The sequence below is a fragment of the Desulfosporosinus sp. BICA1-9 genome (assembly GCF_000802135.1).
In genome coordinates this window covers 68,349-94,770 of sequence record NZ_JUEE01000049.1, presented here as the reverse complement: position 1 = coordinate 94,770, position 26,422 = coordinate 68,349, and the positions used below count along the sequence as shown (strand labels likewise).

Below are 26,422 nucleotides of genomic sequence, written 5' to 3'. Positions count from 1 at the left end.
TCCTCATCCGCAGCTCGGAGAAATCCCCTTCCGGTTACACCATCAGCATTAAAGAGAATGTAATCAATAAGGAATTGGAAACAGCAGGCTGGTTGGTCATCATAACGAATGATGTGGCTGATGCCAAAGAATCAATCAGAATTTACCGGGAAAAGGATGTTGTTGAAAAGGGCTTCCTCCGTTTAAAAAACAGTCTAGACCTTGGGAGATTAAGAGTGCATAGAGAAGACATCATGCAGAACAAGCTATTTGTCGGTTTCATCTCATTAATACTTGCAGCACATATCCATAAGGTCATGCTGGAAAAAGAACTATACAAAAGGATGACTATGAAGAAGTTGCTGATTTCTCTGTCGAAACTTCGCTTACAAATAATAAATGGGACTCGAATTCTATTTCCACTAACCAAAGATCAAAAGGCGATCTATAAGGCGTTTAATGTGGATGAGCCTGTGTAGGTATAATTTTTCAAGGGATTTTAGGAATCAAGAATTACACTGGCGATATCCTGAACTTCGAAATGGCTAGCGAAATGGCAGCCAGCGAAGGAATCCAAGTTGAAAATGTTGTAGTCAATGATGACGTGGCTGTAGAAAACAGCACCTGGACAACTGGTCGTCGCGGCATCGCCGGTACCGTCTTTGTGCATAAAATTGCTGGCGCTAAAGCTGAAGCCGGTGGTACTCTGGCCGAAGTGAAGCGGGTTGCTGAAAAAGTCATTGCTAATGTGCGTTCCATGGGTATGGCGCTTGCTCCCTGTACTGTTCCGGCCGCTGGCAAACCGAGCTTTGTTTTAGCCGAAGATGAGATCGAAATCGGTATGGGTATTCATGGAGAACCAGGCACCCATCGCGAAGCTATCCGTCCGGCAGACGAAATCGTCACTCACCTTATGGAGAAGATTTTGGCTGATCTGTCTGTTGCTTCAGGACAGGAGGTTTCGGTGCTAGTTAATGGTCTTGGCGGTACTCCAATCATGGAACTTTACATTGTTAACCGCAAGGTTGCAGAGATTCTCAATGACAAAGGCGTAAAGATTGTAAAAACGTACGTAGGCAACTACATGACGTCTTTGGAAATGGCCGGTTTTTCTGTCTCGGTACTGAAACTAAACAGCGAATTGAAAGATCTTCTGCTCGCTCCGGCTGATACACCTGCTTTTGTTCAATTATAATAGGAGGTAATTAATGTGAGTCACACTACAATAGCAGCAATTGAAGCTATAAGCAAAGCAATAATCAAGAACAAAGAATTCTTGACCGACCTTGATGCGGCTATCGGTGACTCCGACCATGGTATTAACATGACGCGAGGATTTGATGCTGTTCTAATTAAAGTTAAGGGTCTTCCTACGCACACTGACGTTGGTACAGTGCTGAAAACCGTAGGTATGACTCTAATATCTACGGTTGGCGGCGCTTCCGGCCCGCTTTACGGTACGGCTTTTTTGCGAGCGGCTGTACTTGCACAAGGCATTTCCAGCATAGGTAGTCACACTGCCGTTCAGATGCTTGAAGCGGCTATTAAAGGGATTAAAGAACGAGGTAAGGCTACCAGTGGCGAAAAGACCATGCTTGATGCTTTAGTACCAGCGTGTGAGGCTTTTGCCAATGGAATCAAGGCGCAAAAATCTCTTGTGGAGTGTCTGACCTTGGCTTGTGATGCAGCGTATAAGGGAGTCGAGTATACCAAAACCATTATCGCCACCAAAGGACGAGCCAGTTATCTTGGCGAGCGCAGCTTAGGGCATCAAGATCCTGGTGCCACTTCATCCTATATTATGCTTGAAGCCTTGGCAGATTTTTGCCGTCACAACAATTTGGAGGTAAATTAAATGGTAGGTATAGTGATTGTGTCCCACAGCGCAAAAATTGCTGAAGGAATTCGTGATATGGCGGCTCAAATGGCTAGGACAGGTCAAAAAATTATTGCTGCGGGAGGTACGACTGACGGAGATATCGGTACTGATGCCGTTAAAATCTATGAAGCGATTAAAACTGCTGACGACGGTAGCGGTGTTGTGATTATGGTCGACCTTGGTAGCGCCATATTAAGCACTGAAACTGCGCTGGAGTTGCTTGAAGAAGATTTACGAAATAGGGTTAAGATTGCCGATGCTCCGGTTTTGGAGGGCTCAATCAGTGCGGTTGTTCAAGCTTCGCTGGGGGGTTCTTTGTCTGAAGTGCTTGCTACTGCGGAAGATGCACGCGAACTCCGAAAGAGATGAACATCTAAAGACTAAAGACAAGCGGCCAAACTAATCGCTGATAAAATAATGGAATATCGGAAGGAATGGGGATAGGGTGATTGATGTAATATTGAAAGTTATGAACCCAAACGGTTTACATGCCCGTCCAGCAGCTCAGTTTGTCCGAAAAGCAGCTAGTTTTAACAGTAAGGTCAAAATTTCTGGCAACAACAAAGTGGCAGATGCTAAGAGCATATTATCGGTGATGAGTATGGGTTTGGTTTATGGCACAGCTATTACCATTACCGCCGACGGCGTGGATGAAAAAGAGTGCATTGAGGCGCTTACAGCCTTGGTCGAAAGCAATTTTGGCGAGAGGTAGGTAATGACAGTGTCTGAAGTTCTCAAGGGAATAGGAATTGTAGCGGGTACTGCTATTGGCAAAATTAAAGTGTTGTCAGAAGATTTGTCAAGGCATTTACATCATTATTCGGTCGAAGCTCATGTGCGAGAGACTGAAAAATTTCTCGTGGCTTTAAACCAGGCAACCGAGCAAATTGAGAAGATCATTGAGAACGCCAATAAATACGGGGAAGACAAGCAGGCAGGTATTATGGAAGCCCATCTTGCCATGTTGGGTGATCCTATGTTGAAAGAGGCGGTGCTGCAAAAAATTAAGGACTCAATGTCGGCACCGCAGGCAGTATTGGAGGTTACTCAGGAGTATGCAGCCGAATTCGCTGCGATAGATGACCCATATTTGCTGGAACGGTCTGCAGATGTTCTTGATATTGGCCGCCGGATAGCAAAGATTCTGCTTGATGTTCGTGGTGTTGAACTGGGAAGCGAACCGATAATTTTGTTTGCTCGGGATATTGAACCGTCCGTTTTGACGGATATTTCGTCCGAAATTGTCTCAGGTTTAATTCTGGAACATGGAAGTACTACTTCGCATGCTGTTATTATCGCAAAGGCTAAAGGCATAATTACCGTTGTCGGCGTTCCCGGGTCACTAAAACTGGTAGATGGCATACAAGTAGCTTTGGACGGAACTAGCGGCGAAGTAGTGCTTTCACCTGATAAAGCCGAACTTGACTTATACTTGGCACGAATCCGGGAAGAACGGGAACGATATGTGCGTGATTTGGCTAATGCATCATTGCCGGCAGTTACTGTTGATGGAAGGCGGGTGCAATTGGCAGTAAATATTAGTACGCCTCAGGGTATGGAACAAGCTTTAATGTTCGGTTGCGAAGGGGTAGGTCTCTACCGCACAGAGTTTTTGTTCATGGGCCGAAATAGCTTCCCCACCGAGGAGGAACAATTTCAGGCTTACCGGGAGGTAGCGGAGAAATGCGGCGAAAATTTATGCGTTATCCGTACGCTGGACATTGGAGGGGATAAACCACTTTCTTATCTGGATATCGGTCAGGAAAGTAATCCGTTTTTAGGCTGGCGGGCAATTCGTATTTGCCTTGAGCGTACCGATTTGTTCGTTACTCAACTTAAAGCCATCTTGAGGGCAGGAGCATACGGTAATGTAGCGATAATGCTTCCGATGGTGATTAGTTCCGGAGAGATCCGGCGTGCCAAAGAATGTCTAGGCCAGGCGATGAGCGAACTGGAACATGAAACCAAGGATTTTGCTCGGAGCGTACCACTTGGGATTATGGTCGAGACCCCGGCTGCGGCGGTGATAGCCCCGTATTTGGCCAAAGAATGTGATTTCTTCAGTATTGGCACGAATGATCTTGTTCAATATACTTTAGCGGTTGACCGTGGTAATCAGAAAGTAAGAAATCTCTATAATCATTTCCATCCTGCAGTACTTCGATTAATCGACGGTGTAATTTCCGCTGCCCATGATCAGGGTATCTGGGCGGGAATGTGCGGTGAAATGGCCGGTGATCCACTGGCTGCGATATTACTTATCGGAATGGGGATAGATGAATTAAGTATGAACGCAACCGCTATGCCGAAAGTTAGAGAGCTGATTCGAGGTATTGATGTTCTGCAAGCTAAAGATCTATGGCGGCAGGTTCTTGCTTTCGATGATGGCGAGAAGATTCGTGAGTATCTGGTAAAAGCTTTAAAAAATTAAGGAGGAGTCTTTAGATGACAGCAAAATTCTTAGCTGAAATGATAGGCACCATGATTATACTTTTATTTGGTTCTGGGGTAGTAGCAAACGTCTTATTGGGTAAGACCAAGGGAAATAACGGCGGCTTCTTTATGATTACATTAGGCTGGGCAGTTGGAGTTCTCCTGGCAATTTATGCCACGGCTCCAATAAGTGGAGCACACTTAAACCCAGCCGTTACGATTGGGTTGGCGTCAATTAGACTGTTTCCTTGGCCAGAGGTACCGCTGTATATTGCAGCCCAATTTTTGGGAGCTTTCATTGGCGCTGTGTTGGTTTATTTAGCTTATTTGAAGCATTGGGAGGAAACGCCGGATCCAGGATTAAAATTGGCCGTCTTTAGTACGGGACCAGCTATTCGAAATTATCCTGCTAACGTGCTGACTGAAATCATAGGTACCTTTATCTTGGTCTTTGTAGGGCTTTCCATTGGAATTTCGAAATCTGCTATTACTAGTGGCCTCAATCCTCTTTTATGGGGCTTCTTGGTGTGGGGACTTGGTGTATCTTTCGGCGGACCTACGGGTTATGCAATCAATCCAGCACGTGATTTTGGACCTAGAATTGCCCACTTCTTATTACCAATTCACGGTAAGGGGTCCTCTGATTGGGCTTACTCATGGGTACCAGTTGTCGGTCCAATCATAGGCGGAATTTTGGGTGCTATTGTATACAAAATGGTGTATATGGGATAGTAATAGTTACTGATGCTCTTTAATATCCATAGATTGATGGTGTAAGATGTCTGGGTGATGTTTTTGGGGGATGTTTCCGGTGAACCTGTTACAGCAGGAATGCGTTATACGGAGACATCCTTTTTCTTTTCTATGATAAGGTCACTATATCCGTCAAGTTCCGGACAGGCAATCCTGCCAGCTTCGGACTTATTAGGCTAGTGGAAACAGAATAGTGTTAACTCCTTGCCATCTTTTTATTGCATACATTTACATTAATATTGTTCCATTCAAACATTGTCGGCTTATTACCTCTTGACAGCCCGAAAAAATGGGCAGGGAGTGATGGAATCTCTGGTGAAAGCAATAAGAAGTGAGCCCTTCTTACCCCAGACATAGATGTCAATTCCGTTATAAGCCACGGGGATGCAAAAATCCCCTTTCACGTTGACCCAAGGGTGGCGGGGTCTGACTATTGGCAAATAGGCTCCTTTAAAATATAAATTAGTATACCGAGAAAATAAACTTGCTACTCTTGTGAACTTAGTTTAGCCCACGACCTTAGCGGCTGACAGAGTGTTTCGCGACTTCTCCGTTCTCTCCACACATCTTTCCCTAATATCGTTTCCTAACCGACGTCGCTGAAATCCCCAACTCATCGCGGTACTTAGCAACAGTACGCCTGGAAATCTCCATATCTCTAGCCTTTAGTAAGTCCGCTAACTTTTGATCTGAATAAGGGTTCTTCGGATTTTCGCTTTGTATAATATCTTTAAGAACCAGTTTGATCACATCTGTCGTTATACCCGAGTCGTTTTGACTGCCTCGCCCCATACTATTGGCAAAGAAGAACTTGAACTCGAAGATTCCTCGAGGGGTTTGGACATATTTATGGGCAGTCGCTCTGCTGACGGTGGATTCATGAACTCCGATTTCTTCCGCAATATCCCTTAAGGTGAGCGGTCTGAGATGGCGTATGCCCTGGCGAAGAAAATCCGTTTGCCACTTTACAATGGCATTGGCTACCTTATAAAGGGTTAGACGCCGTTGTTCAATACTCCGAATCAGCCAGGCAGCTGCGTTCAGCTTCTGCTCGACAAATTTCCGTGTCTCAGTTCCCTCGTCTTGACCAAGAGCATCGCGATAAACTTTGTTGATCCCTAGGCGGGGTACAGTAATGTCATTAACGAGGATAATAAACTCCCCTTGAATCTCTTCAATTACTACATCGGGGACAACGTAGCGCACTTCCCCCGGGCTGGAAAATCGCAAGCCTGGTTTAGGGTCCAATTTACGCACCATATCCGCTAGTTCCTGAACTCGATTTATGGTGCTTTTCAGGGCATGGGCAATACGTTGCAAACGTCCAGCTGCCAAGTCATCCAGATACTTCAAGAACTCCGTTAATTCTGGCGGATTATCCGGCAGGAGCGGCAATTGTAAACGGAGACATTCCTCTAAATTCCGAGCCCCGACTCCCAGCGGATCAAGGGTCTGAACAAGCGCCAAGGCTTCTTCAGCCGTTTCAAGGGGAACATTCATTTCCTGCGCAATTTCCTTTGTCGACAAGGCCAGGTATCCATTATCATCTAAATTTCCAACAATATACTCTGCTACGGATAAAGAGGCCGTAACTTTTTGGACATGGAGTTGTTCAAGTAAATACTCCAAAAGCGTAGGTGCTGCAGCGGTAAACGGATCAAATCTCTGATTATCCTCCAAGACTACCCGTTCCTGGCGAACGCGATTATCGTCTTGGTCTTGGAAATAGTCTTGCCAATCCACTTCCCATTTCTCATCGGGAGCTTTTTCCTCAACCACAGGTGTCTCAGCTTCACCCTTATTATCCGGACTTTCTTCAAGATTTTCGAGTAAAGGATTCTCCAAAAGCTGTTCCTCAACATACGTGGATAGATCCAGTGCGGACAGCTGTAGGATTGTAATTGCTTGACGTAATTCCGGAGTCATAATAAGTTTTTGAGTTTGCTCTAGACTCAAACCATACCCTAACCGCACTTTTTTACCTCCATCTCCTAATTCAGGTTATCCTATCGTGTTTTCACTTTAGATTTTCCGTCTTTTTGACCCCTGATGCGTTCAGCGATTTCATCGATTTTTCGCATGCGATGATTGACTCCTGACTTCCCAACTTTTGGACGCAATATTTCTCCAAGTTCTTTCAAACTAGCATCTGGGTATTGCAACCTAAGCTCCGCCATGTCTCTTAAAGTATCTGGTAGAGACTGCAGCCCTATTGTCTCCTGAATATATTGAATGTTCTCTAACTGGCGCACAGCGGCATCGACAATTTTATCAAGATTGGCGGTCTCACAATTAACCAAGCGATTGACTTGATTCCGAACATCTTTGAGTACACGAACATTCTCAAACTCTAACAGGGCATGATGTGCTCCCATAAAGCCAAGAAAATCCACGATATGTTCGCTTTCTTTGAGATATATCACATACCAATGCTTGCGCATGCTAACTTTAGCGCCTAATTTGAAGCGATTGATCAATTGGCATAATGCTTTAGCATGCTCAGGATCATTGCTAACAATTTCGAGGTGATATGTACCTTCAGGATTATTCATTGATCCCCCAGCCAAAAAGGCTCCTCTCAAATACGCTTTTTGATCACAGCGCCTTTTGATCAGATTGGGAGCAATTCCCGGATAGATTTGTCCTTCTTCATCAACCAAACCAATATTTTTTAAATCTTCCAATCCTCGAAGGTAGATCTTAACTAAATAGGAGTTATTCTTACGAAGTCTGAGTTTACGTCGAACCACGATTTCCAGCGGACGTTGAAGCACATCTTTTGCCAGTCGATAGACTTTGCGAGCCACTGGAGCACTTTCGGTCATAACATTCAAGGTATACTGTTTGTTGGCACTAATTTGGAGTGTACCGTCCATTCGGACTAAAGCCGCTAGTTCGGCTAACTCACAACATGCTTTCCGATCGTTTAAGCGAGCTAATTCCTCTTTAGTAATCGCACTAAAAGACAATTCCCCAGCCCCCTTTCTCGAGGTTCGAAGTTCGAAGTTCGTGGTTCGAGTGAACTCGTTCAGCTAGAGCTGAACATCGAATTCGGTTAAGAAAGTATTCAGTGATGTTTTTATGATTCTTTACGGAGCTTCTGAGTGAGCAGATAGGCATCAACTAAGGCAATGCGCTCTCCTATGGGTTTCAAACGGAAGAGTAACCGGATCAGTTCTTTTGCTAATCGATCAGGATCATGGCGAACGACGTTTCCCTCATGTACTAAATTTGCCTCAAAATATTTCGCCCCCAAGTGTTGTACTACTTTAGGGTCAGTAATGACCGGAACGGCCTCTTCCTCAACGTAGCGCTTAAGAAGGGGTGCCGTAATTTCTCCTTTGGCAGCCAGTACTGCATCGACGAAATCTGTGCCACAGTGGTCAAGAATCGCTCTAAGGTGATCAGACACCCGATAACCATCCGTCTCGCCTTTTTCCGTCATTACATTACATACATAGACACAAGGGGCTTTCACTGCTCGGATTTTATCTCTGAGACCTTTGACCAGTAAATTGGGAAGAACGCTAGTATATAGGCTTCCGGGACCTAGGACAATAAGATCTGCTTCTTCAAGGGCCTTCATGGCGTCCGGTAATGGTATACAGTCACTAGGTTCGAGGTAAACTCTTCGAATTTTTCCCTCAGTAACCCGAACTGCGGTCTCCCCTACCACTCGAGTCCCGTCCTCTAACTCCGCCAGGAGGACCACTTGTTCTAACGTGGAGGGGAATACCTTCCCACGGAGAGCAAATACTTTGCTAACCTGTTCAATCCCTTTCTGAAAATCCCCAAAGGTATCTGTTAGTCCTGCCAGAAGCAGGTTTCCCAGGCTATGGCCCTTGAGATTCCCACTTTCAAAGCGGTAAGAAAAAAGAGTATCCATAATATCTTCAGTATCAGCCAAAGCCACCAGACAATTGCGTACATCTCCGGGGGGTTGTATACCCATTTCATCCCGTAGCTTTCCCGAACTGCCACCATCATCCGAAACAGTAACTATGGCTGTAAGATTACAAGTATATTGCTTAAGTCCGCTCAGAAGGGCTGAGAGCCCTGTCCCGCCACCCACTACCACAATCTTTGGTCCTCTACGTAAATATTGCCGAGCGTAAATCACATCCACAATTTTCCCTTCATTTTCAGGGAGTACGGAGGAAATAATCGAGTAAAGCATTCGTTTAAAACCTATAATAATTAAGACGATCCCTAAGATACTGATCACAAGACCTGTCGGTACAGTTATATGCCGGGTACTACCCGTTATTTGATAGATAATTTCTCGGAACTGTAACTCAGCGTAGCCAATGGCTACCCCATCATTCATAACAGAGAAACCCGTCGCGAAAAGGAAGATTCCAAGAACCGCTAGGATAAACCAGCGTTTAACCCTTAGATTTGGGTAGAGCCATTTTAGATATCTTGAAAACCACTCACGCTTTACAGTTTTCATCGCCCAGTTCCACCCTTTTGATTTTTCTTAGCATCCCGATGTTTAACACTAATCGAATAATTCCGTTCCGTTAGAAATTGCCCCACCCTTTCAGCAATGGCCACGGAGCGATGTTGTCCTCCTGTACAGCCAATTCCGATAACTAAGTGGGTTTTTCCCTCTTTGATATAATTAGGCAGGATGTATTCAAGCAGTCCCAGGTATTTTTCCATAAATTCTTGGGCCATTTGATTGCCAAAGATATAGTCTCTTACCAACGTATGCTCCCCGGTCAGAGGACGAAGCGCTTCTACATAGTATGGATTCGGAAGAAAGCGCACATCCATAACCAAGTCCGCATCCATCGGGATACCATACTTAAAGCCGAAGGATATCACTGAAACAGCCATTTGATCTAGCCCCTGAGCCTTACAAAAGAGATCCGCTACTTGACTACGAAGTTGTTGGGCGCTTAAGTCAGACGTGTCGATTATATTGTCAGCACGGATTCTTAACTCCTCAAGCTGCTGGCGTTCAGCTTGAATTCCATCCAATACTCGTCCGTGAGGAGACAGAGGATGGCGACGACGGGATTCTTTATAACGGCGGATTAAGGTTTCATCGGAAGCATCAAGAAAGAGAACTTCCAGACGAAAGCCTTCTTTCTCAAGATTAGCCAAAGCCTCGCTAAGTGAGGAAAAAAATTCTCCTCCACGCAAATCACAGACTATCGCTGCTTTGGAAACTTTTCCACGGGACTGGGCACAAAGCTCAGCAAATTTAACCAGAAAAGTAGGCGGTAAATTATCAACACAAAAAAATCCTTGGTCTTCAAGACTTTGCATGGCTTGAGTCCTACCTGCTCCTGATAAACCCGTGATGACAATGAGTTCTAATCCTTTCTTATTCATAGTTTCACCTCCCACTCTTTTAAGATTATGACGAACTCTAGGGCGTTAAAACTTCTCTAGCATGTTCTTGTGCACTTACCAGAGCATCTAAGGGAGCAACGTTTCCCGCTAAGGCATTACTCCATGCCAAATTTTGGAGCGGAATCAACTTCCACTCTGGAGCATTTCCTTCTAACGCCCATGCCCTATCAAGTGCCAGCTTAGCCTGCGGAAAGACACCTTTCTGGGCCTCTGGCCGTTGGTAGTATCCCATATTGGCAGGAAGAAGTCGTCCTGCCTCCAGCATTGCCCCTTCCACCTCTGGGGCGAGCAGAGCTTTTTCCACGGTTTGAATCGCCGATCTCATCGTTTCATTCGTCTTGGTAGCAGAATTTGCGATCCCCAGGGTCGTTCCTAAAAGAGATTGTCCCTGTCCATTTAATAAATCAGAAAGCAATAGGCTACCCCAAGGCACATTCAGTTGAGTCAACGATTTTGCTGCACTTGCCCCAGCGATCATATAAGGAGTTTGCCCGCCGGAAAACGCGGTGAATGTAGCCGGATCAATCCGCAGAGCTTTAGCACTTTGCCAAGTAAAAAGTTGTTGAAGAAATACAACATTGTTGGGATCATCTAAGGCTGGGACCCCTCCATTCATCAACCTCCCACCCTGCCCATTCCACCATGCTGAAAGTGTGGAAGTATCTGTGGCGGCTACGGAAACCCCACCTTTAGCGGAGAATAAGTCCGATAAATTGACAGGAATTGCTGCTGTATCTGTTCTGAAATAAAGCAAAGGAATATCTGTCAACCAAGGAAGACCATACTCCTCCCCACCAAATCGAAAACCTTTCGAGGCCGCAGGAAAACCCTCTTGATCCTCGTACACTGTGGGTGCCAACGCCCCTTGTTCATAAAGCTGACGGATAATCTCCCTAGATGCGATGAATAGCTCAGGGCCTTCTCCTCCAGCCTCTGCTTGATAGGAAAAGGCTACGAATTTTTTTTCTGGTACATAACTAAGTTTGATAATCACTTCAGGATGGGTCTGATTGATCATTTGAGCCTGAACTTGTAAGGCCTGAGCTTCTGCCCCTTGCAAGGAATGCCAGACGTCCACCACTGCAGGTGCCGGTCCACCCGGTTCTCCCATCTGAGGTTCTCTCGCACACCCGGCAACAAGTAAGGCTATGACAACTATGTAAAACCATCGTGTGATCGTTTTGCATAAATAAGTGGAAGTCATTGTACTGCACTCCATTCAAAATCGAGGTTCGAAGTTCGAAGTTCGATGTTCGATATCGCTCACCGAATGCCGTTACATCGCATATTTAGTCCATGTATAAGTTCCTCTATCTTTCATAAAGTATCCAATATCCGGTGGTTAACTACCACGAGGTCGTGGTTCGTAAATAGTTCCCGGATAAATTCAGCTAATCTTCTGAAGGAGTATATACTCTTTCAGAAGAGTTTCCTAGATACCGGTAAGCCTTCACCTTCCCCTGTTGATAGTAGAAAAGATACCAGCATGGTCTAGGGGATTGAGCAACAGGAGATAAATCAGTCGTGAAACAGGCAACTGCGGTGTTGCGGATCCACTGACGCCGATCCAATAGACTGAACTCTGGAATCACTGTTTTCCAATAACCAGCTTTCCGAATCTCTTCCTGTTTTGCTTTCTGCAAATCTGCCGTTTCTCCCCACTCCGAACTTTTGTCAGGACCTAAATAATCAGGTATGATGTTTGGACGTTCCCAAAGATAATAATCAAAGCGCAGGGCATCTCGAATTGTATCCCATGGAATGTCTACGGGGGGCTCTGACTGAGCTTCAAATCCCTCAAGAAACTCCCAAAGTCTATCAAAAAGGGCTTTCCCCTGCCACTGACGTTTAAACCAACCGTTTTGCTGCCAAAACTCCGCAAACCCATGGTAAAAATCGAAGGGGGTTGGAAAAAGTTTAACGGTTTCAGGTAAGGCATGAGAAAACTTCCCTGAATTATAATATTTATCGAGAACTTCTTCCATACGATGTAATTGAAGTATTTCGCCGTGGGACAAGACTGAGGTTTCTAAAATTGTATAGGGTGGGTCTGGCGTATACACCAGACCATAGCGCTTGCTTTGCAGACGTAGCCCAGATCCTTTAAGTACTTTTAAAAACCCTAGCTGCAGCATATCTGGTCTAACTGTATAGACATCGTTAAATGAGGTTCGGAAGTTTGTCCAGTTTTCAACGGGTAACCCGGCGATCAAATCAAGATGAAGCTGAATTCCGAAGGTTTGGATTTCTGGTACGTATTTTTTCCATTTCTCGAAGTTTTGAGGGCGTGACACGATCTCGAGTGTCGGTGGATAGGTCGATTGTACTCCGATTTCCAATTGAATTAATCCCCGTGGATAATTTCTAAGATAATTCAGCCATTCTTCGTCAAAAAGGTCACCAGCCATCTCACAGTGAACCCGTATCTTTTGGGCATCTGGGTGTTTCTCACTCTCTTCCCGCACGATGTCCAAGATGCGCAGAGCATGACTTTTATTGGCATTAAACGTGCGATCCACAAACTTTATGGTCCGAGCACCGTTTTCCAGTAAGTGCCGAAACACCTGCCGAAACTTCTCCGGCTCCAAAAATCGAACCCCTCGGAACGTTGAGGACAAGCAGTACTGACAGTTAAACGGACATCCTCTAGTCGTTTCAACATAGACAAGTCGTCCTGTGAAGTCTTCGTCCTCCAGATAGGGAAACGGTAGCTCATTTAAATCGAGAGGGTTGGCACAGATAGGATTGACAACAATTGCTTTATTATCTCTCCATACTATTCCTAGCACCTCAGAAAGATCACGACCATCCTGCCACGTCTTAAGTAGATCTAAAAAAATGCGTTCCCCTTCACCAAGAACAAGGGCATCTACCTCAGGATGCTCGGTGAGAAACTCTTCGGCCCCGAAAGAAACTTCCGGACCCCCAATCACAAACTTCACATCCGGGCAGACGGGGTGAAGATACCTAATGACCGCCATGACTTCTTTCAGATTCCAAATATAACACGAAAAGCCAATGACATCGGCCTTGGCTTCATAGATTTCCCCAGCAATGCGTTCAAGGCGATCGTTAATGCTAAATTCCAAAAGCAAACTGTTAGGGAAATCGGGGCGTATCCCTTCCCGCAAATAGCGAAGGGCTAAATTTGTATGAACATACTTGGCATTGAGGGCCACCAAAAGAATACGCAAATAGAAAAACCCCCTTCTCCCTAAGTATAGCGGTTTAGCTCCCTCGATGCAATTCTTGTGCCAGTTAGCACAAGAGAACTAACTTTCTTTTTCAAAATAAATCTTAGTTTTTCCGGCAAATTCATAGCATATTCTGATAGTTATAGAATTTCCTAGCCTGCCGCTCACAGATTGAGTTCTACTGCAAGATCTCCATAATTGTAAGAGCTTCGTTATCCGACGAAGCTCTTACTAAAAAAAAGTTGTTTACTTACTAGATTTCCACATGGAACATTTCGCTTTTTCAACGACTTTAATTCAATCCAGGAAGTGGATATGACATTGGCGATTTGTGCCTGTACTCTTATTATTTTAGATCAAAACAGCACGTCAATATTAATATCACTCAGTGTTGCACAGCCTGTGAGAAGCATGGCCTGTTTCAATTCATTCGTTATTCTCCTCAGTACTAAAGCAACCCCGTCTGCCCCTCCGCCATAGCCGGCAATAATTAGAGGTCTTCCAATCATGACGGCATCAGCACCGAGTGCTAACATCTTTAAGACATCAACACCGGTTCGTACTCCTCCGTCAACGATCACAGGAATTCGGCCATCCACCACCGCAGCGATTTCTGGCAAAACTTCAGCGGTACCTGGAGTATGATCGAGTACTCTTCCCCCATGGTTTGAGACCACAATTGCTGAAGCTCCTACTTCAAGTGCCATTTCTGCTTCGCTTACCGTCATGATTCCTTTAATGATAAACGGCAAAGAGGTACTGGAAATGATGGCTTTCATTTCTTCTACACTTTTTGGCCCAACCTTCATAGAGACTAGGCCGGCCGTATCCACATCCATGCCCACTGCCAGAGCTCCCGCTTCCTCAGCTCGACGCAGACAGTTAAGAACCTCATCCTGTTCCCGGGGTTTTATAATCGGAATACCCCGTCCTTGAGCTTTAGCTATCACATCAATACCGGTAAAATACATTGCCGGGTCTGGTGCGTCCCCCGTGCACCCTAACGTTCCTGAAGTTAAGCAACCTTGAATCACAGCTTCAGCCCATTCTTCTTCATTCAAAGCCCCACCCATGTTGAAGTTGTTACCCATAATCGGTGCCCCAAGAATCGGGGTTTTCAGTTCTTGACCAAAGAGTTTGATCTGTGTATCAGGGTGTTTGGCACTATGCATTGTCCTTAAATTGATGCGAAATGCTGCTAGAGCTTCAACATTATTTTTAAACGATGCTCCCGTCCCCATTCCTCCCATACCTGGGACTTCCCCTGCACAGGCCTTGCCATTACATTCTGGACAAACTCGACAATAACCCTTGAGCTTTTCTCGCGCTGTTTGACGAACGGTTTTTATATTCATGTTCATAACCTCCACTCAATTTTGTTTATCCGTACTCTATACTCTGTAACTCTATACTCTGTACTCAAGACACAAGGCGGATTTAGATTTCCTTAATTCCCAATCCAATACTTATTACTTATTACTTATTACTTATTACTTATTACACTTAATCGACAACTCTCATTTTGTTCATTTTTAGTTTTTAAACTCACGGTTTATACTTCTTAAGCATCAATTCTTAATACATAGCGTTCAATTGCCTCTGCTACCCCGTCTTCCTCATTTGAGAAAGTGACAAAGTCCGCTTGCTCTTTTATTTCCGAACGGGCATTTCCCATGGCTACTCCAACGCCGGCATATTGAATCATTTCTAAATCATTGAAGCTATCACCAATCGCCATAACGTCTTGCTGGGCGATTCCAAAGCGTTTTGCTAAAGCAGCCAAAGCCACGCCTTTATTGACAGAGCAATCCGTGATTTCTAGGAAATGGGGCTTAGATTTTGTAATATGCACTTTTTCACCATAACATTGATTCAGTGAAGGGGTCAATTGATCGAGCACAGACTCCTCCGCAATAAGGAGGATCTTCTCCACCCCTTCTGGTTCCTGGGAAAGCAGGACCGACAGGTCAGCCTCCTCAATATGAACACTTGCTATTCTGGAGTACTCCCTAGACCATTCATTAAGTTTCGGGGCAACTACACGGTCCTTGAGATACACTTGACCATAAATTCCAAGTTTCGTAACATGCTCTACGATTTGAGCAGCGAGTGCACTCGGAATAACGCGCCTGAAGAGAATTTCACGACTTAAAACCTGTTGGATCATTGCCCCATGGTAAGTGATGATCGGAACATCGACCCGGAGTTGCTCTGCATAAGGGCGTGTAGAAATGGGCATCCGCCCAGTGGCAATCGTCATCTTCACTCCTTGTGCTTGAGCCTTTTGTATAGCCTTTACTACTCGCGGGGAAATTGTCCAATCATCTCTAAGCAAGGTATCATCGAGATCCATTGCGACTAAACGAATCGTCAAAACTTTTTTCAACTCCCTATCCGCTAATCCAAATAACGTTTCAAATACTGCCCCGTATAAGATGCCGGGAAGGCAGCGACATCCTCTGGGTTACCAACAACCAGCACTTCTCCCCCCCGGTCTCCGCCTTCTGGACCGAGGTCAATCAGCCAATCAGCTGTTTTAATGACATCAAGATTATGCTCGATTACGAGGACCGTATCTCCCCCATCAACTAAACGGTGAAGCACATGGAGGAGTTTATCAATATCTGCCGTATGCAAACCTGTCGTAGGTTCATCGAGTATATAAATGGTCTTACCCGTACTACGGCGACTTAACTCCGAAGCAAGCTTGATCCGCTGAGCTTCTCCCCCAGATAAGGTGGTTGCAGGCTGGCCCAGACGGATATAACCAAGCCCCACATCTTGGAGGGTCTGGAATTTTCGAGCGATCTTCTGGACTACTTGGAAGAACTCCACCGCTTCATCCACGGTCATATCGAGAACTTGAGAAATATTTTTCCCTTTATAGCGCACTTCCAAGGTCTCCCGATTATAACGTTTTCCTTCACAAACTTCACAGGGAACATAAACATCTGGCAGAAAATGCATCTCAATCTTAATGATTCCGTCTCCACGACAAGCCTCGCACCGACCACCTTTGACATTAAAACTAAACCGGCCTTGTTTGTAGCCCCGCATTTTTGCCTCTGGAGTAATGGAGAAAAGCTCTCTAATAAAATCAAACACACCCGTATATGTTGCAGGATTGGAACGGGGAGTCCGTCCGATTGGGGACTGGTCTATATCAATGACCTTTTCCAGATGCTCCAAGCCTTCCATTCGACCGTAAGCCCCAGAACGGACCCGGGCACGATTGAGACTTGAAGCTAAGCTCTTATAGATAATTTCATTGACTAAAGTGCTCTTTCCTGAACCTGAGACGCCTGTCACACAGGTAAACAATCCCAAAGGGATTCGCGCATGGACATTCTTGAGGTTGTTCTCTCGAGCGTCAAAGACCTCAAGCCACTTGCCATTCGGTTGCCGTCGATCTTTAGGAACCTCAATCTGTTTCAAGCCGCTCAAATACTGTCCGGTGATTGATTCCTTGTTGGCCTTTATTTCTTCTATCCGACCTTCGGCAACCACTCGCCCTCCATGAGCCCCTGCTCCGGGACCAATATCGATAATATGGTCTGCGGCAATCATCGTATCCTCATCATGTTCTACAACGATTAGAGTGTTGCCGAGGTCCCGTAAGCGCTTCAACGTCCCAAGTAAACGGGCGTTATCTCGCTGGTGAAGCCCAATACTCGGTTCATCAAGTACATAGAGTACTCCCATCAAGCTTGATCCGATCTGAGTCGCCAAGCGAATCCGCTGGGCCTCCCCTCCGGAGAGCGAACCAGCAGCTCGAGCCATGGTCAGGTAGTCCAGTCCCACATTCATCAAGAATCCCAATCTCTCCTTGATTTCCTTGATAATTTGCTGAGCAATGGTTTCTTCTTTGGGCGATAGAATAAGTGCATTAACAAAGTTGATTGCTTCTGTAATTGATAGGCGGGACAGATCATCGATGGAGATCCCACCCACTTTTACCGCTAGCGCTTCTGGTTTTAGACGTTTTCCCTGACACTCTGGGCAGGGATGTTCACTCATGTATCCTTCGATTTCGGAGCGAACCATATCTGAGGTGGACTCCCGATACCGACGTCCAAAATAGGGGATCAAGCCTTCAAAGTTAGTGTGATAGGTTTTTAACTGATCAAAAATATTTTGATATTGAAACGTGATCGGGGTCTCGGTTCCATTGAGCAATCCCTGCCATTGACTCTCGGTCAAGTCTTTCAAAGGGGTATCCATCTCGAAGTCAAGGTTTTGAGCTACCGCCTGCATCATTCTTGGGTAATAATTGGACGTTGATTTGGCCCAAGGCGCTATGGCTCCATCTGCTAGAGACAGGGAACGATTCGGGATCATAAGGTCAATATCTACCACAAGATTTGCACCTAAGCCTGTACAGGCCGGGCAAGCTCCATAAGGACTATTAAATGAAAAAAGGCGCGGAGAGATCTCCTCCAGAGCAATACCACAATCCGGGCAGGCAAAGTTTTCGCTAAAGCGCAACTCCTCCCCATCCGTAATGTCAGCAATCACATTTCCTTCACCGAGTTTAAGCGCGGTTTCCAAAGAATCCGCCAAACGCTCAGCACTCCCTGGTTTCAGAGAAATGCGGTCGATCACAACCTCGATGGAATGTTTTTTATTTTTGGCCAACTCAATCTCTTCACTAAGGTCCCTTATCTCTCCATCGACTCGTACTCGAACATACCCTGCCTTACGGGCGTCTTCAAACGTTTTTTGATGTTCCCCTTTTTTACCTTTCACGAGGGGAGCTAGGATTTGCAGTTTGGTCCGTTCAGGGAAACTCAACAGTTGGTCTACCATTTGTTGAATGGTCTGCTGGGAAATACTCCGACCACACTTTGGGCAATGGGGATGTCCAATTCGAGCATAAAGCAAGCGCAGGTAATCGGAGACTTCCGTAGCTGTACCGACCGTCGAACGCGGGTTGCGATTGGTCGTCTTTTGGTCGATGGAAATCGCCGGGGAAAGCCCTTCGATGGAATCCACATCTGGCTTGTCCATCTGTCCTAAGAACTGCCGAGCATAGGCTGAAAGGGATTCCACGTAACGGCGCTGCCCCTCCGCATAAATTGTATCGAAGGCTAGGGAGGATTTTCCCGAGCCGGACAGACCTGTGATGACTACTAGCTTGTTACGCGGAATATCGATGTCGATGTTTTTTAAGTTGTGAGCGCGTGCTCCACGCACGCGTAGGTATTCTTGGGTCATGGGTTGCCTCATTTCTTATTTTCTGCGGGAAGATCCCTGTTTTTTCTGTGCCTTCTGGTCATACCGTGTGTTCTTTTTGTTCTTGCCTTGTTGGCCTGTCATTTTGTATTTATTCTCTTCTCCTTTTAACTCGATCATGGCATCTCTGATTTCGGCGGCTCGCTCAAAATCAAGATCTCGCGCTGCTAGGCGCATTTCGTCTTCTAAGCTCTTAATGAGTTGGGCAAGCTCTTCAGGGGAAAGTTTTTTGCCGTAGGCTTGCTTCATTTCGGCGACTTTGGTTGCCTCTGGGGCTTCATGAACCGCTTTACGGATCGTTTGAGGAGTAATCCCCATTTTTTCGTTATGGGCCATTTGAATCGACCGACGTCGGTTTGTTTCATCTAGCGCATTCTGCATTGATTGGGTTATCTTATCTCCATACATGATGACCTTACCCTGAGCATGGCGCGCTGCACGACCGATGGTCTGAATCAGAGAACGGTCTGACCTAAGAAATCCTTCTTTATCGGCATCGAGAATTGCCACTAGGGAAACTTCCGGTAAGTCTAGGCCTTCCCGCAATAGGTTAATCCCAACCACGACATCAATATCGCCTAAGCGAAGCTCTCTTAGGATTTCCACCCGTTCCAGTGTTTTAATATCTGAATGAAGATACTTGACCTTGATTTCTAGATTTTTAAAGTAATCCGTGAGATCTTCCGCCATCTTTTTCGTAAGCGTTGTCACGAGAATCCGTTCATCCCTTGCAATCCGTGCCTTGATTTCTCCCAATAAGTCATCAATTTGACCTTTCGTGGGACGCACAATAACTTCCGGATCCAACAACCCTGTAGGTCGGATGATCTGCTCTACGACCGTGGGACAGTGGGCCATCTCATACGGCCCAGGTGTAGCACTGACGTAGACGCTTTGCTTAATCGTATGTTCGAATTCGGCAAATTTTAGCGGACGGTTATCTAAAGCAGAGGGAAGACGGAAACCATAGTTCACTAGGGTGGTTTTACGTGACCGATCCCCTTCGTACATGCCTCTGACTTGGGGTAGGGATACATGGGATTCATCCACAAAGAGGATAAAATCCTCAGGAAAATAATCTAACAAAGTGTAAGGTGTGTCTCCAGGCTCACGAAACGTCAAGTGGCGAGAATAGTTTTCAATCCCGTTGCAAAAGCCCATTTCTCTGAGCATTTCTAAATCATAGCGTGTTCGTTGTTCAAGTCGTTGCATCTCTAAGAGTTTATTCTCAGATTCCAAAACCTTCAATTGTTCGTCCAATTCTTTTTCAATATTCTCTGCTGCTTCCATGACCTTTTCCTGAGCAGTCACATAGTGTGAATTTGGGAAAATAGAGACATGATAGCGCTCCGCTAAAATCTCCCCAGTGAGCATATTAATCTCGTAGATGTGTTCAATTTCATCACCGAACATATCCACTCGAATCACTTGTTCAGTCGAGGCAGCAGGATAAATCTCTACTACATCTCCTCGAACTCGAAACGTTCCTCTGGTGAAGGCTATATCATTGCGGTCATATTGGATCGCTATCAGCTTTCGTAAAATCTCATTTCGATCAACAACTTGTCCCTGGCGTAGAGAAAGGACAAGGTCCCGGTAATCCTCCGGAGAACCCAAACCATAAATACAAGAAACACTAGCCACCACAATTACATCACGACGCTCCAACAGGGCAGCGGTCGCCGAGTGGCGTAACTTTTCGATCTCTTCATTGATCGAAGCATCCTTTTCAATAAAGGTATCACTCGAAGGCACATAGGCTTCCGGTTGGTAATAATCATAGTAACTCACAAAATACTCCACGGCATTCTCGGGAAAATACTCTTTGAACTCACTATAAAGCTGTGCCGCCAATGTTTTGTTATGGGCCAGAATAAGGGTTGGTCTTTGCACCTTCATAATAATATTCGCCATCGTGAAAGTTTTCCCTGATCCTGTAACCCCCAGCAATGTCTGATGATTTTGACCTCTACTCAACCCAGCGGTCAAATCATCAATGGCTTGAGGTTGATCCCCAGCAGGTTGGTAGGGGGCATGTATCTGAAATTCCATGCTCCGCTCTTCCTTTCGATTATAAAGTATGAATTAAGAAACACACTCATGCCCATTTTAAATATATGCTCTTCTCCGTTTATTTTACATCTATGCCCTTGCATATACAAATTATTGATCTTTAATTTTCTTGAAGGTGGCCTTGGCCTGAGAAGTAATTTTCATCGTCTGATGGTACTGCGAAGCAGCATGAGAGTCTGCCCTGGAAAAAGACCATTTGCATTCATTAGTGGTCCGCATGCCGACAGGGCTTTGACCAGAATAAAAAAGCCGAAAAATACATTTCGGCTTAAGTTAAGTAAATTTATGACTCTCATTTCCAAAGTGGGAGTGGTACCCCTTACTCTCGCTTCGGAGGGGATAGACTCCCCTACCGAAGACTCGATGTTCGACTTTTGTTGAACAAGTTCATTTTCTCTTTGTGTTCTTTTGTGTTCTTTTGTGTTCCTTCTTATTCTTTCTTATTCCTTCTTGTCCCCTTCTTTGTCTTTCGCCTCATCCCCTCCATCTTTCGCTTTTACTTGTGACTGCTCTGCTTGTTGTTTGATCATTTCAGACGGCACTGTCTTTACCTGTTCATTGACGGTTTTCTCCGTGCCAATTACTTTACCTTGCGCATCAAGGTATTCTCGGTTCGTCTCAGTTTTTATCCGTTCAGTCACCTTTTTTGCTTCAGCAGGGATAGCACTAGAGCCCTTTTCTTCGGACTTTCCTTCGTTCTTAGCTTCTCCCTCTTTTCCTGCTTCTTCTTTATCTTTGCCCTCAGAAGCTTGTCCCGATGACTTTTCTTTTTTATCCTCCTGCTCCTTTGCCTTCTTATCCTGTTCAGCGCTTTTTATTGTTTTGGTGTAACTGTTTTGGATAATTGAAATGTTTTCAGGAGTTACAGCTTTGACAGCAATAATCTTAGCTGGAATTTCACCTTGCTCACTGGTAATGGAATCATTGACCTCTAAGGGTTGCTTTTTGATTATCTTTTGAGCCCATTGATAAGCATTAACACCCTGCAAATATGGGGACGTATCAATATCCCCCATTTGTGTTCCGCTTGACATCCGCTCTATCGATGCAAGACTAACCTGTCCTCCGACCAGACTAATTTTTTTATCTAACTGTTTCAAAACTTCGCTGGCCTGAAGCGCTAATTTTTCAGTATGAGCCAAAATTCCTTGAACAGTTTCAGGATTTTTCTGAAGGAACTCTACTAAGCCCGTTCGAGTTAATGACTCGGAACCAGGAGTACTAGCAATAGTATGGACTGCAATCTTCGGATACTTGCTTAAGACTGCTTTATTACCAGCTAAGCGCTCTTGAGATCCGCTCTCGTTAGGATCTCCCTGCAAAATTACAACTAGCCCCTCTGAAACCTTACTTACCAGAGTTTGGGCCATCAACGCACCCGCTTTTTCCTGATCTGGAGTAATAATTCCTTCGGGCTTCACACCAGAAGGAAGTTGGGTTAAGGCTAAAATAGGTATTTCTTCCTTTTGGGATTTCTGTAAAATACTCGAATCTCCCCCTTGGTAAATTAGGATTTTCGCCCCTTTTAAAGGGTCTGCTCCAGACTTTTTTTCCATATATATCACTTTCGCGTTTTCTTTCTTCGCAAAATCTTCGATCCCTTTTGAGATCAGCAATTTGTTAGGATCATCCTCATTTAAAGAAACTGCAATAATAGTTTGATTCTCCGCTTTTTTTGTCGCCGTTTTACTTTTATTTTTTCCTAAAAGGTCTTGTAGACCACAGCCAGTTATGGTTAAACTAAGACAGAGTGAAATCATGATTAATAAGAATTTAAATCTCCTGGACATGTTACACGCTCCTTTCCGGACTCAAATTTTAATTCTTTGAGTTAGCTTCCCCTTGTCTTGTTAAAAAATGCAGGGAAAAGGAGATCATGTATTATGATTATAACTACTTATTTATTCGTGGATTTATTTCTTAATTCTTATAATTTTTTACATTTATTAGAATTTTTAAAGCTTATTTCGGGGCATTTATCTTTAGTACGATTAAATCGTCTTAATTCTCATCCTTGAAAATAGTGAAGGAGGTAACAACAGTTGCCTATTAAGTTAGAACATATCTTAAAACGAGTTCAAGCTCTGCCCCCCCTGCCAACTTCGGCTTTACGCGTGATTGCTTTAACCAAAAATCCCGATACTTCCGTGAAGGACCTTGAAACTGTCATTGGCCGGGATCCAGCACTCACGGCCGGTATGCTGCGCCAGGCAAATTCCGCCTATTACGGCTATGCGCGACGAATCTCTTCCCTGCAAGAAGCAATAGTCATGCTTGGCTTCCAAGTAACCCAAGGGTTAGCTATGGCTTCCGCAGTGGCTCCCTTACTGAAAACCGACCTCTTGGGGTATGGGATCGAGCAGGAAGGACTCTGGAAGCATTCCCTGTTGACTGCTATGACAGCGAAACGTCTATGCCAACATCGAAAACTTCCCTTCGGAGATGTTGCTTTTACCGCAGGGTTGCTTCATGATATTGGCAAACTAGTTATCTCTATCTACGTCCAAGAAGTAGGGCCCTATCTTCTAGAAAAGGTGAAAGAAGCAAAATTTACTTATGTAGAGCTTGAGGAAAAGGTGATTGGTTTTAATCATGCAACCGTTGGTGGATTTCTTGCTAAAACATGGTTCTTACCTCAGGATCTCGTGTCTGCTATTTCCTCCCACCATGCCCCATCCCAGGCGCAAAGTCATGTGGAACTCGCCAGTGTCGTTCACGTTGCTAACGGGCTAGCCAGTTTACTCGGGATTGGGGGCGGTGTGGACAACTTTTTAAACCCTATACAACAAGACGCTCTCGATCGGTTAGCCCTTAAAGAAAACGATCTTGAACGTCTTATGGCAGACCTCGGAGAGTTTCTTGTCGATCCCACCTTATTTGGTTAATGATTAGCTTATTCTTTCCTTTGTAAATCGCCTAAAATTTGATTAAGTACGGTTTCCCTATAGCTATCCAATTGATCAAAGTTCACAGTCTCCATATATTTCCCCTTTAACTGAGACCTATGCGTCTGCCAAGCTGCTAAAATTTCTACTAGTTTTTTGCTGAAAGGTCGATCTAAGCCCTGATCCTTTAAGTTTTCTGGATTGCCCTGCCAGATCGCCAAATGCCTTTCAGGAAATACAATTCCAATCACCTCATCAGGATTAAGAGGATGCAAAACAATATCGATCCTTTGTCCCAATTGCTGCGCCTCGCGTAAAACCCAATCTAAGGCGTCTAACGTTTCATCACCCTCCAAGCGAATTTGATCGAAATCCGCCAGGAAATAGGGTGCCAGATTAAGCCACCCTTCAGCAGTTAACCCGTGCAAAAAGTAAGGATTGATAACGCTTTTTTGCAAAAGTCTAAGGGCATTTTCCGCAAGCGGCCAAGGTCCGGAGTGCTCTTTCTTTACTTTAAGATGCGCGGAATTCCCTAATATCCAGGAAAGATCTTCTCTTTCCACAGGAATTTTTCCTGACCTATTCCCAATCAATGACCCAAGTTCTGCAGCCAACTCCTCTTCTAACCTCATTTGAAGCTCTTGAAGCTGATTTTCAAGCTGCAAAATCGAGGTGCGCTGTTTCTCTAAGTTTAACTCGTTACAAAAGCTACTAAAATCAATGAATTTCTCGATGACACCTGGTGCACGCCAACGCAACGGAGAAACCTCCATGGCATCCAGCATAGCCAAGCCCTGGCGTGGAACGATAAACCCTGCCATTGAATCCGGATCTCGCGCCGAGCGCAAAAAATCAATCTCATATCCTCGATCCAACAATTCCAGACCAATAACCTTGATAAACGTCGATTTACCGGTTCCTGGACCTCCTAATAAGACATAAGCCCGTTGCCAACTTGGCATCATGTTAGGTAATAGAGATATGTAGCCCCTTGTGGTGATTCCTTCGGCAAAGTAATGTCGCACCCCGGTCTTATTTCTCATGCTGGTTACCCCCGTCGTTTTTTATGATCAGCGTAGTCTATGCAACAACGCTTGCGACGGTCACCAAATTCGAGGTGCGAAATTCGATATTCGTCATTCGAGCCGTAAGCCAACAAGACTTGGGGTACCTTCTGGTAGCTCAAGTCTTGTTCTGAATAATAATCAGTAATTCATCTATGGTACCCTGTAGCGGTATGAAGGCCTAATCTAGATAAAGACACGCTCCGTTTTAGAAGCGTGTCTTTTTGTAATTCACTAATTCACTAATTCACTATTTCAGTTTTCCTTGTAGCGTCTGAAGAGCTTTCTGAAGTTGCGGATCAAAATTCGTGTTTAGGGGCGGAATAGTCACTTGTTGCCCTTGGGTTAGCTCAACTTTAATATCTGGTTCGATTCCCTTTTTATGAATATCCACCTTATTAGGTGTCAAATATTTGGCGGTTGTTAATTTGACACTAGTCCCTCCATCTAATGGAAAGATAGTTTGTACAATCCCTTTGCCAAACGTTTTTACTCCAACAATACTGGCAGTTCCCTTGTCCTTAATAGCTCCTGCTACGATCTCTGCGGCTGAAGCGCTTTCTTCATTGACTAGTACCACTAAAGGCATTCCCAGATAAGAACCCGTGGACATTTTCGTATCGATGTTGCCTTGTTTGTCGACAATGTAGACAACCGGCCCTTCTGGGATGAAGTAACTGGCAACTTGAACCGCAGCATTGAGCTCGCCACCATGGTTATACCTCATATCTAGAATAAGACCTTTGAATTTCTTAATGTCCATAGTGTTTAAGGTTTCTTTAAGCTCATTCCCAGTTTCTGAGCCAAACTGAGAAATATTGAGATAGGCTATATCCGGTTGTCCTGGTAATGCTTGCCCATCAACGGTCGGAACGGTGATGTTTTCTCTCGTCAAGCTCACCGTAAAAGTCTTATTAGTACTCTCCCTGTATAGCGCCAAGTTTACTTTTGTTCCGGGATCCCCGCGCATCAAACCCACGGCTTTCTCCTGCTCCATTCCTGCGGTCTCAGTATCATTTATCTTACTGACGACATCACCCGATTGGATACCAGCCTTACTGGCCGGAGAATTCTTGATAGGGCGTAGGACGACAAGTTTCTTAGGATCTTTTAAACTAAGTACAATTCCTATTCCACCGAACTTCCCTTCAAGCATTTGAAAAAGTTCCTCGTTCTCCTTGGCATTCATGTAGGTTGAATAGGGATCACCGAGTATCTCTACTATGCCTTTTGTTGCCCCTTCTACGAGCTGAACGGTCGTTACATTTTCTAAGTAATCATTGCGAATTAGTTGCACAACGTGAACTAATCTGCCCATATTATCAACGTTAGCAATAACCACTCCGCCAACTAACGTAGTAACAAATACGGAAAAGATTAGAAATATAATCCCGATGTGTTTAACTATTCTCTTTGTGTTCCACTCCTGCAATCCAGTAACTCCTCTCCTTCTTGCACTTGTCAGAAAGTATGACTTTCTGGAAGGTCTCTTCTTGTCGTCACGACACCTTGCCATCACGACATCTTGCCATCCATGGCGGTGTTCTAATCTAGAACGTCCTTGTT

At 44.9% G+C, this 26,422-nt stretch carries 19 protein-coding genes and 2 pseudogenes; 8 read left to right on the top strand and 13 right to left on the bottom strand.

All coding sequences use genetic code 11. The annotated features are described in order from the left end of the window. The 7 genes and pseudogenes from JL57_RS06955 to JL57_RS06925 all read left to right on the top strand — a co-directional run. Window positions 1-458 (top strand): annotated as a pseudogene (locus JL57_RS06955) (hypothetical protein); the annotation flags it as partial. A gap of 20 nt (window positions 459-478) precedes the next feature. After that, window positions 479-1,174 (top strand): annotated as a pseudogene (locus JL57_RS06950) (dihydroxyacetone kinase subunit DhaK); the annotation flags it as partial. Between the two features lie 15 nt (window positions 1,175-1,189). Continuing rightward, complete coding sequence (gene dhaL / locus JL57_RS06945) at window positions 1,190-1,834, top strand: dihydroxyacetone kinase subunit DhaL (RefSeq protein ID WP_034141321.1); 645 nt, start codon at window positions 1,190-1,192, stop codon at window positions 1,832-1,834. Then, complete coding sequence (gene dhaM, locus JL57_RS06940; protein ID WP_034141320.1) at window positions 1,835-2,227, top strand: dihydroxyacetone kinase phosphoryl donor subunit DhaM; 393 nt, start codon at window positions 1,835-1,837, stop codon at window positions 2,225-2,227. Between the two features lie 76 nt (window positions 2,228-2,303). Beyond that, on the top strand, window positions 2,304-2,570 hold the full coding sequence (locus JL57_RS06935) for an HPr family phosphocarrier protein (protein WP_034141319.1): 267 nt from the start codon (window positions 2,304-2,306) through the stop codon (window positions 2,568-2,570). Between the two features lie 3 nt (window positions 2,571-2,573). Then, window positions 2,574-4,289, top strand: a complete 1,716-nt coding sequence (ptsP, locus tag JL57_RS06930) for a phosphoenolpyruvate--protein phosphotransferase (RefSeq protein WP_291299783.1) — start codon at window positions 2,574-2,576, stop codon at window positions 4,287-4,289. 14 nt (window positions 4,290-4,303) lie between these two features. Beyond that, the gene (locus JL57_RS06925; protein WP_034141318.1) at window positions 4,304-5,023 is read left to right on the top strand and encodes an MIP/aquaporin family protein; all 720 of its coding nucleotides are present in this window, start codon (window positions 4,304-4,306) and stop codon (window positions 5,021-5,023) included. Window positions 5,024-5,617: 594 nt separating this feature from the next. Here the strand turns inward: JL57_RS06925 and rpoN are convergent. The 11 genes from rpoN to JL57_RS06870 form a co-directional block, all read right to left on the bottom strand. Further along, on the bottom strand, window positions 5,618-7,018 hold the full coding sequence (gene rpoN / locus JL57_RS06920; protein ID WP_034141317.1) for an RNA polymerase factor sigma-54: 1,401 nt from the start codon (window positions 7,016-7,018) through the stop codon (window positions 5,618-5,620). A 32-nt stretch (window positions 7,019-7,050) separates the two neighbouring features. Then, on the bottom strand, window positions 7,051-8,013 hold the full coding sequence (gene whiA / locus JL57_RS06915) for a DNA-binding protein WhiA (RefSeq protein WP_034141316.1): 963 nt from the start codon (window positions 8,011-8,013) through the stop codon (window positions 7,051-7,053). A 110-nt stretch (window positions 8,014-8,123) separates the two neighbouring features. Next, window positions 8,124-9,497: a gluconeogenesis factor YvcK family protein gene (locus JL57_RS06910; RefSeq protein WP_034141315.1), complete on the bottom strand. Its 1,374-nt coding sequence runs from the start codon at window positions 9,495-9,497 to the stop codon at window positions 8,124-8,126. Next, window positions 9,494-10,387: an RNase adapter RapZ gene (rapZ, locus tag JL57_RS06905; RefSeq protein WP_034141314.1), complete on the bottom strand. Its 894-nt coding sequence runs from the start codon at window positions 10,385-10,387 to the stop codon at window positions 9,494-9,496. Before rapZ ends, JL57_RS06910 begins: the two co-directional genes overlap by 4 nt. Window positions 10,388-10,424: 37 nt before the next feature. Beyond that, the gene (locus JL57_RS06900; protein ID WP_045690979.1) at window positions 10,425-11,612 is read right to left on the bottom strand and encodes an extracellular solute-binding protein; all 1,188 of its coding nucleotides are present in this window, start codon (window positions 11,610-11,612) and stop codon (window positions 10,425-10,427) included. Between the two features lie 187 nt (window positions 11,613-11,799). Continuing rightward, window positions 11,800-13,602, bottom strand: a complete 1,803-nt coding sequence (locus JL57_RS06895; RefSeq protein WP_045690978.1) for a B12-binding domain-containing radical SAM protein — start codon at window positions 13,600-13,602, stop codon at window positions 11,800-11,802. A 356-nt stretch (window positions 13,603-13,958) separates the two neighbouring features. Continuing rightward, window positions 13,959-14,957: an alpha-hydroxy-acid oxidizing protein gene (locus JL57_RS06890; RefSeq protein ID WP_034141313.1), complete on the bottom strand. Its 999-nt coding sequence runs from the start codon at window positions 14,955-14,957 to the stop codon at window positions 13,959-13,961. Between the two features lie 206 nt (window positions 14,958-15,163). After that, on the bottom strand, window positions 15,164-15,976 hold the full coding sequence (locus JL57_RS06885; RefSeq protein WP_291299784.1) for a Cof-type HAD-IIB family hydrolase: 813 nt from the start codon (window positions 15,974-15,976) through the stop codon (window positions 15,164-15,166). A 23-nt stretch (window positions 15,977-15,999) separates the two neighbouring features. Next, window positions 16,000-18,816, bottom strand: coding sequence for an excinuclease ABC subunit UvrA (gene uvrA, locus JL57_RS06880; protein WP_034141312.1), 2,817 nt, complete (start codon window positions 18,814-18,816; stop codon window positions 16,000-16,002). A gap of 15 nt (window positions 18,817-18,831) precedes the next feature. Further along, on the bottom strand, window positions 18,832-20,886 hold the full coding sequence (gene uvrB / locus JL57_RS06875) for an excinuclease ABC subunit UvrB (RefSeq protein ID WP_034141311.1): 2,055 nt from the start codon (window positions 20,884-20,886) through the stop codon (window positions 18,832-18,834). Window positions 20,887-21,347: 461 nt separating this feature from the next. After that, window positions 21,348-22,697 (bottom strand): substrate-binding domain-containing protein, encoded by a 1,350-nt coding sequence (locus JL57_RS06870; protein ID WP_034141310.1) that lies wholly within the window; start codon window positions 22,695-22,697, stop codon window positions 21,348-21,350. Between the two features lie 252 nt (window positions 22,698-22,949). On the opposite strand from JL57_RS06870, the gene JL57_RS06865 reads away from it, so the two are divergent. Next, window positions 22,950-23,792 carry an HDOD domain-containing protein gene (locus JL57_RS06865; protein ID WP_034141309.1) on the top strand — a complete coding sequence of 281 codons (843 nt, stop codon included), beginning with the start codon at window positions 22,950-22,952 and terminating at the stop codon, window positions 23,790-23,792. 8 nt (window positions 23,793-23,800) lie between these two features. Here the strand turns inward: JL57_RS06865 and JL57_RS06860 are convergent, their stop codons facing one another. Both JL57_RS06860 and JL57_RS06855 read right to left on the bottom strand, forming a co-directional pair. Further along, complete coding sequence (locus JL57_RS06860) at window positions 23,801-24,835, bottom strand: hypothetical protein (RefSeq protein WP_034141308.1); 1,035 nt, start codon at window positions 24,833-24,835, stop codon at window positions 23,801-23,803. A gap of 271 nt (window positions 24,836-25,106) precedes the next feature. Then, complete coding sequence (locus JL57_RS06855; RefSeq protein ID WP_034141307.1) at window positions 25,107-26,288, bottom strand: S41 family peptidase; 1,182 nt, start codon at window positions 26,286-26,288, stop codon at window positions 25,107-25,109. Between the last annotated feature and the right edge of the window lie 134 nt (window positions 26,289-26,422).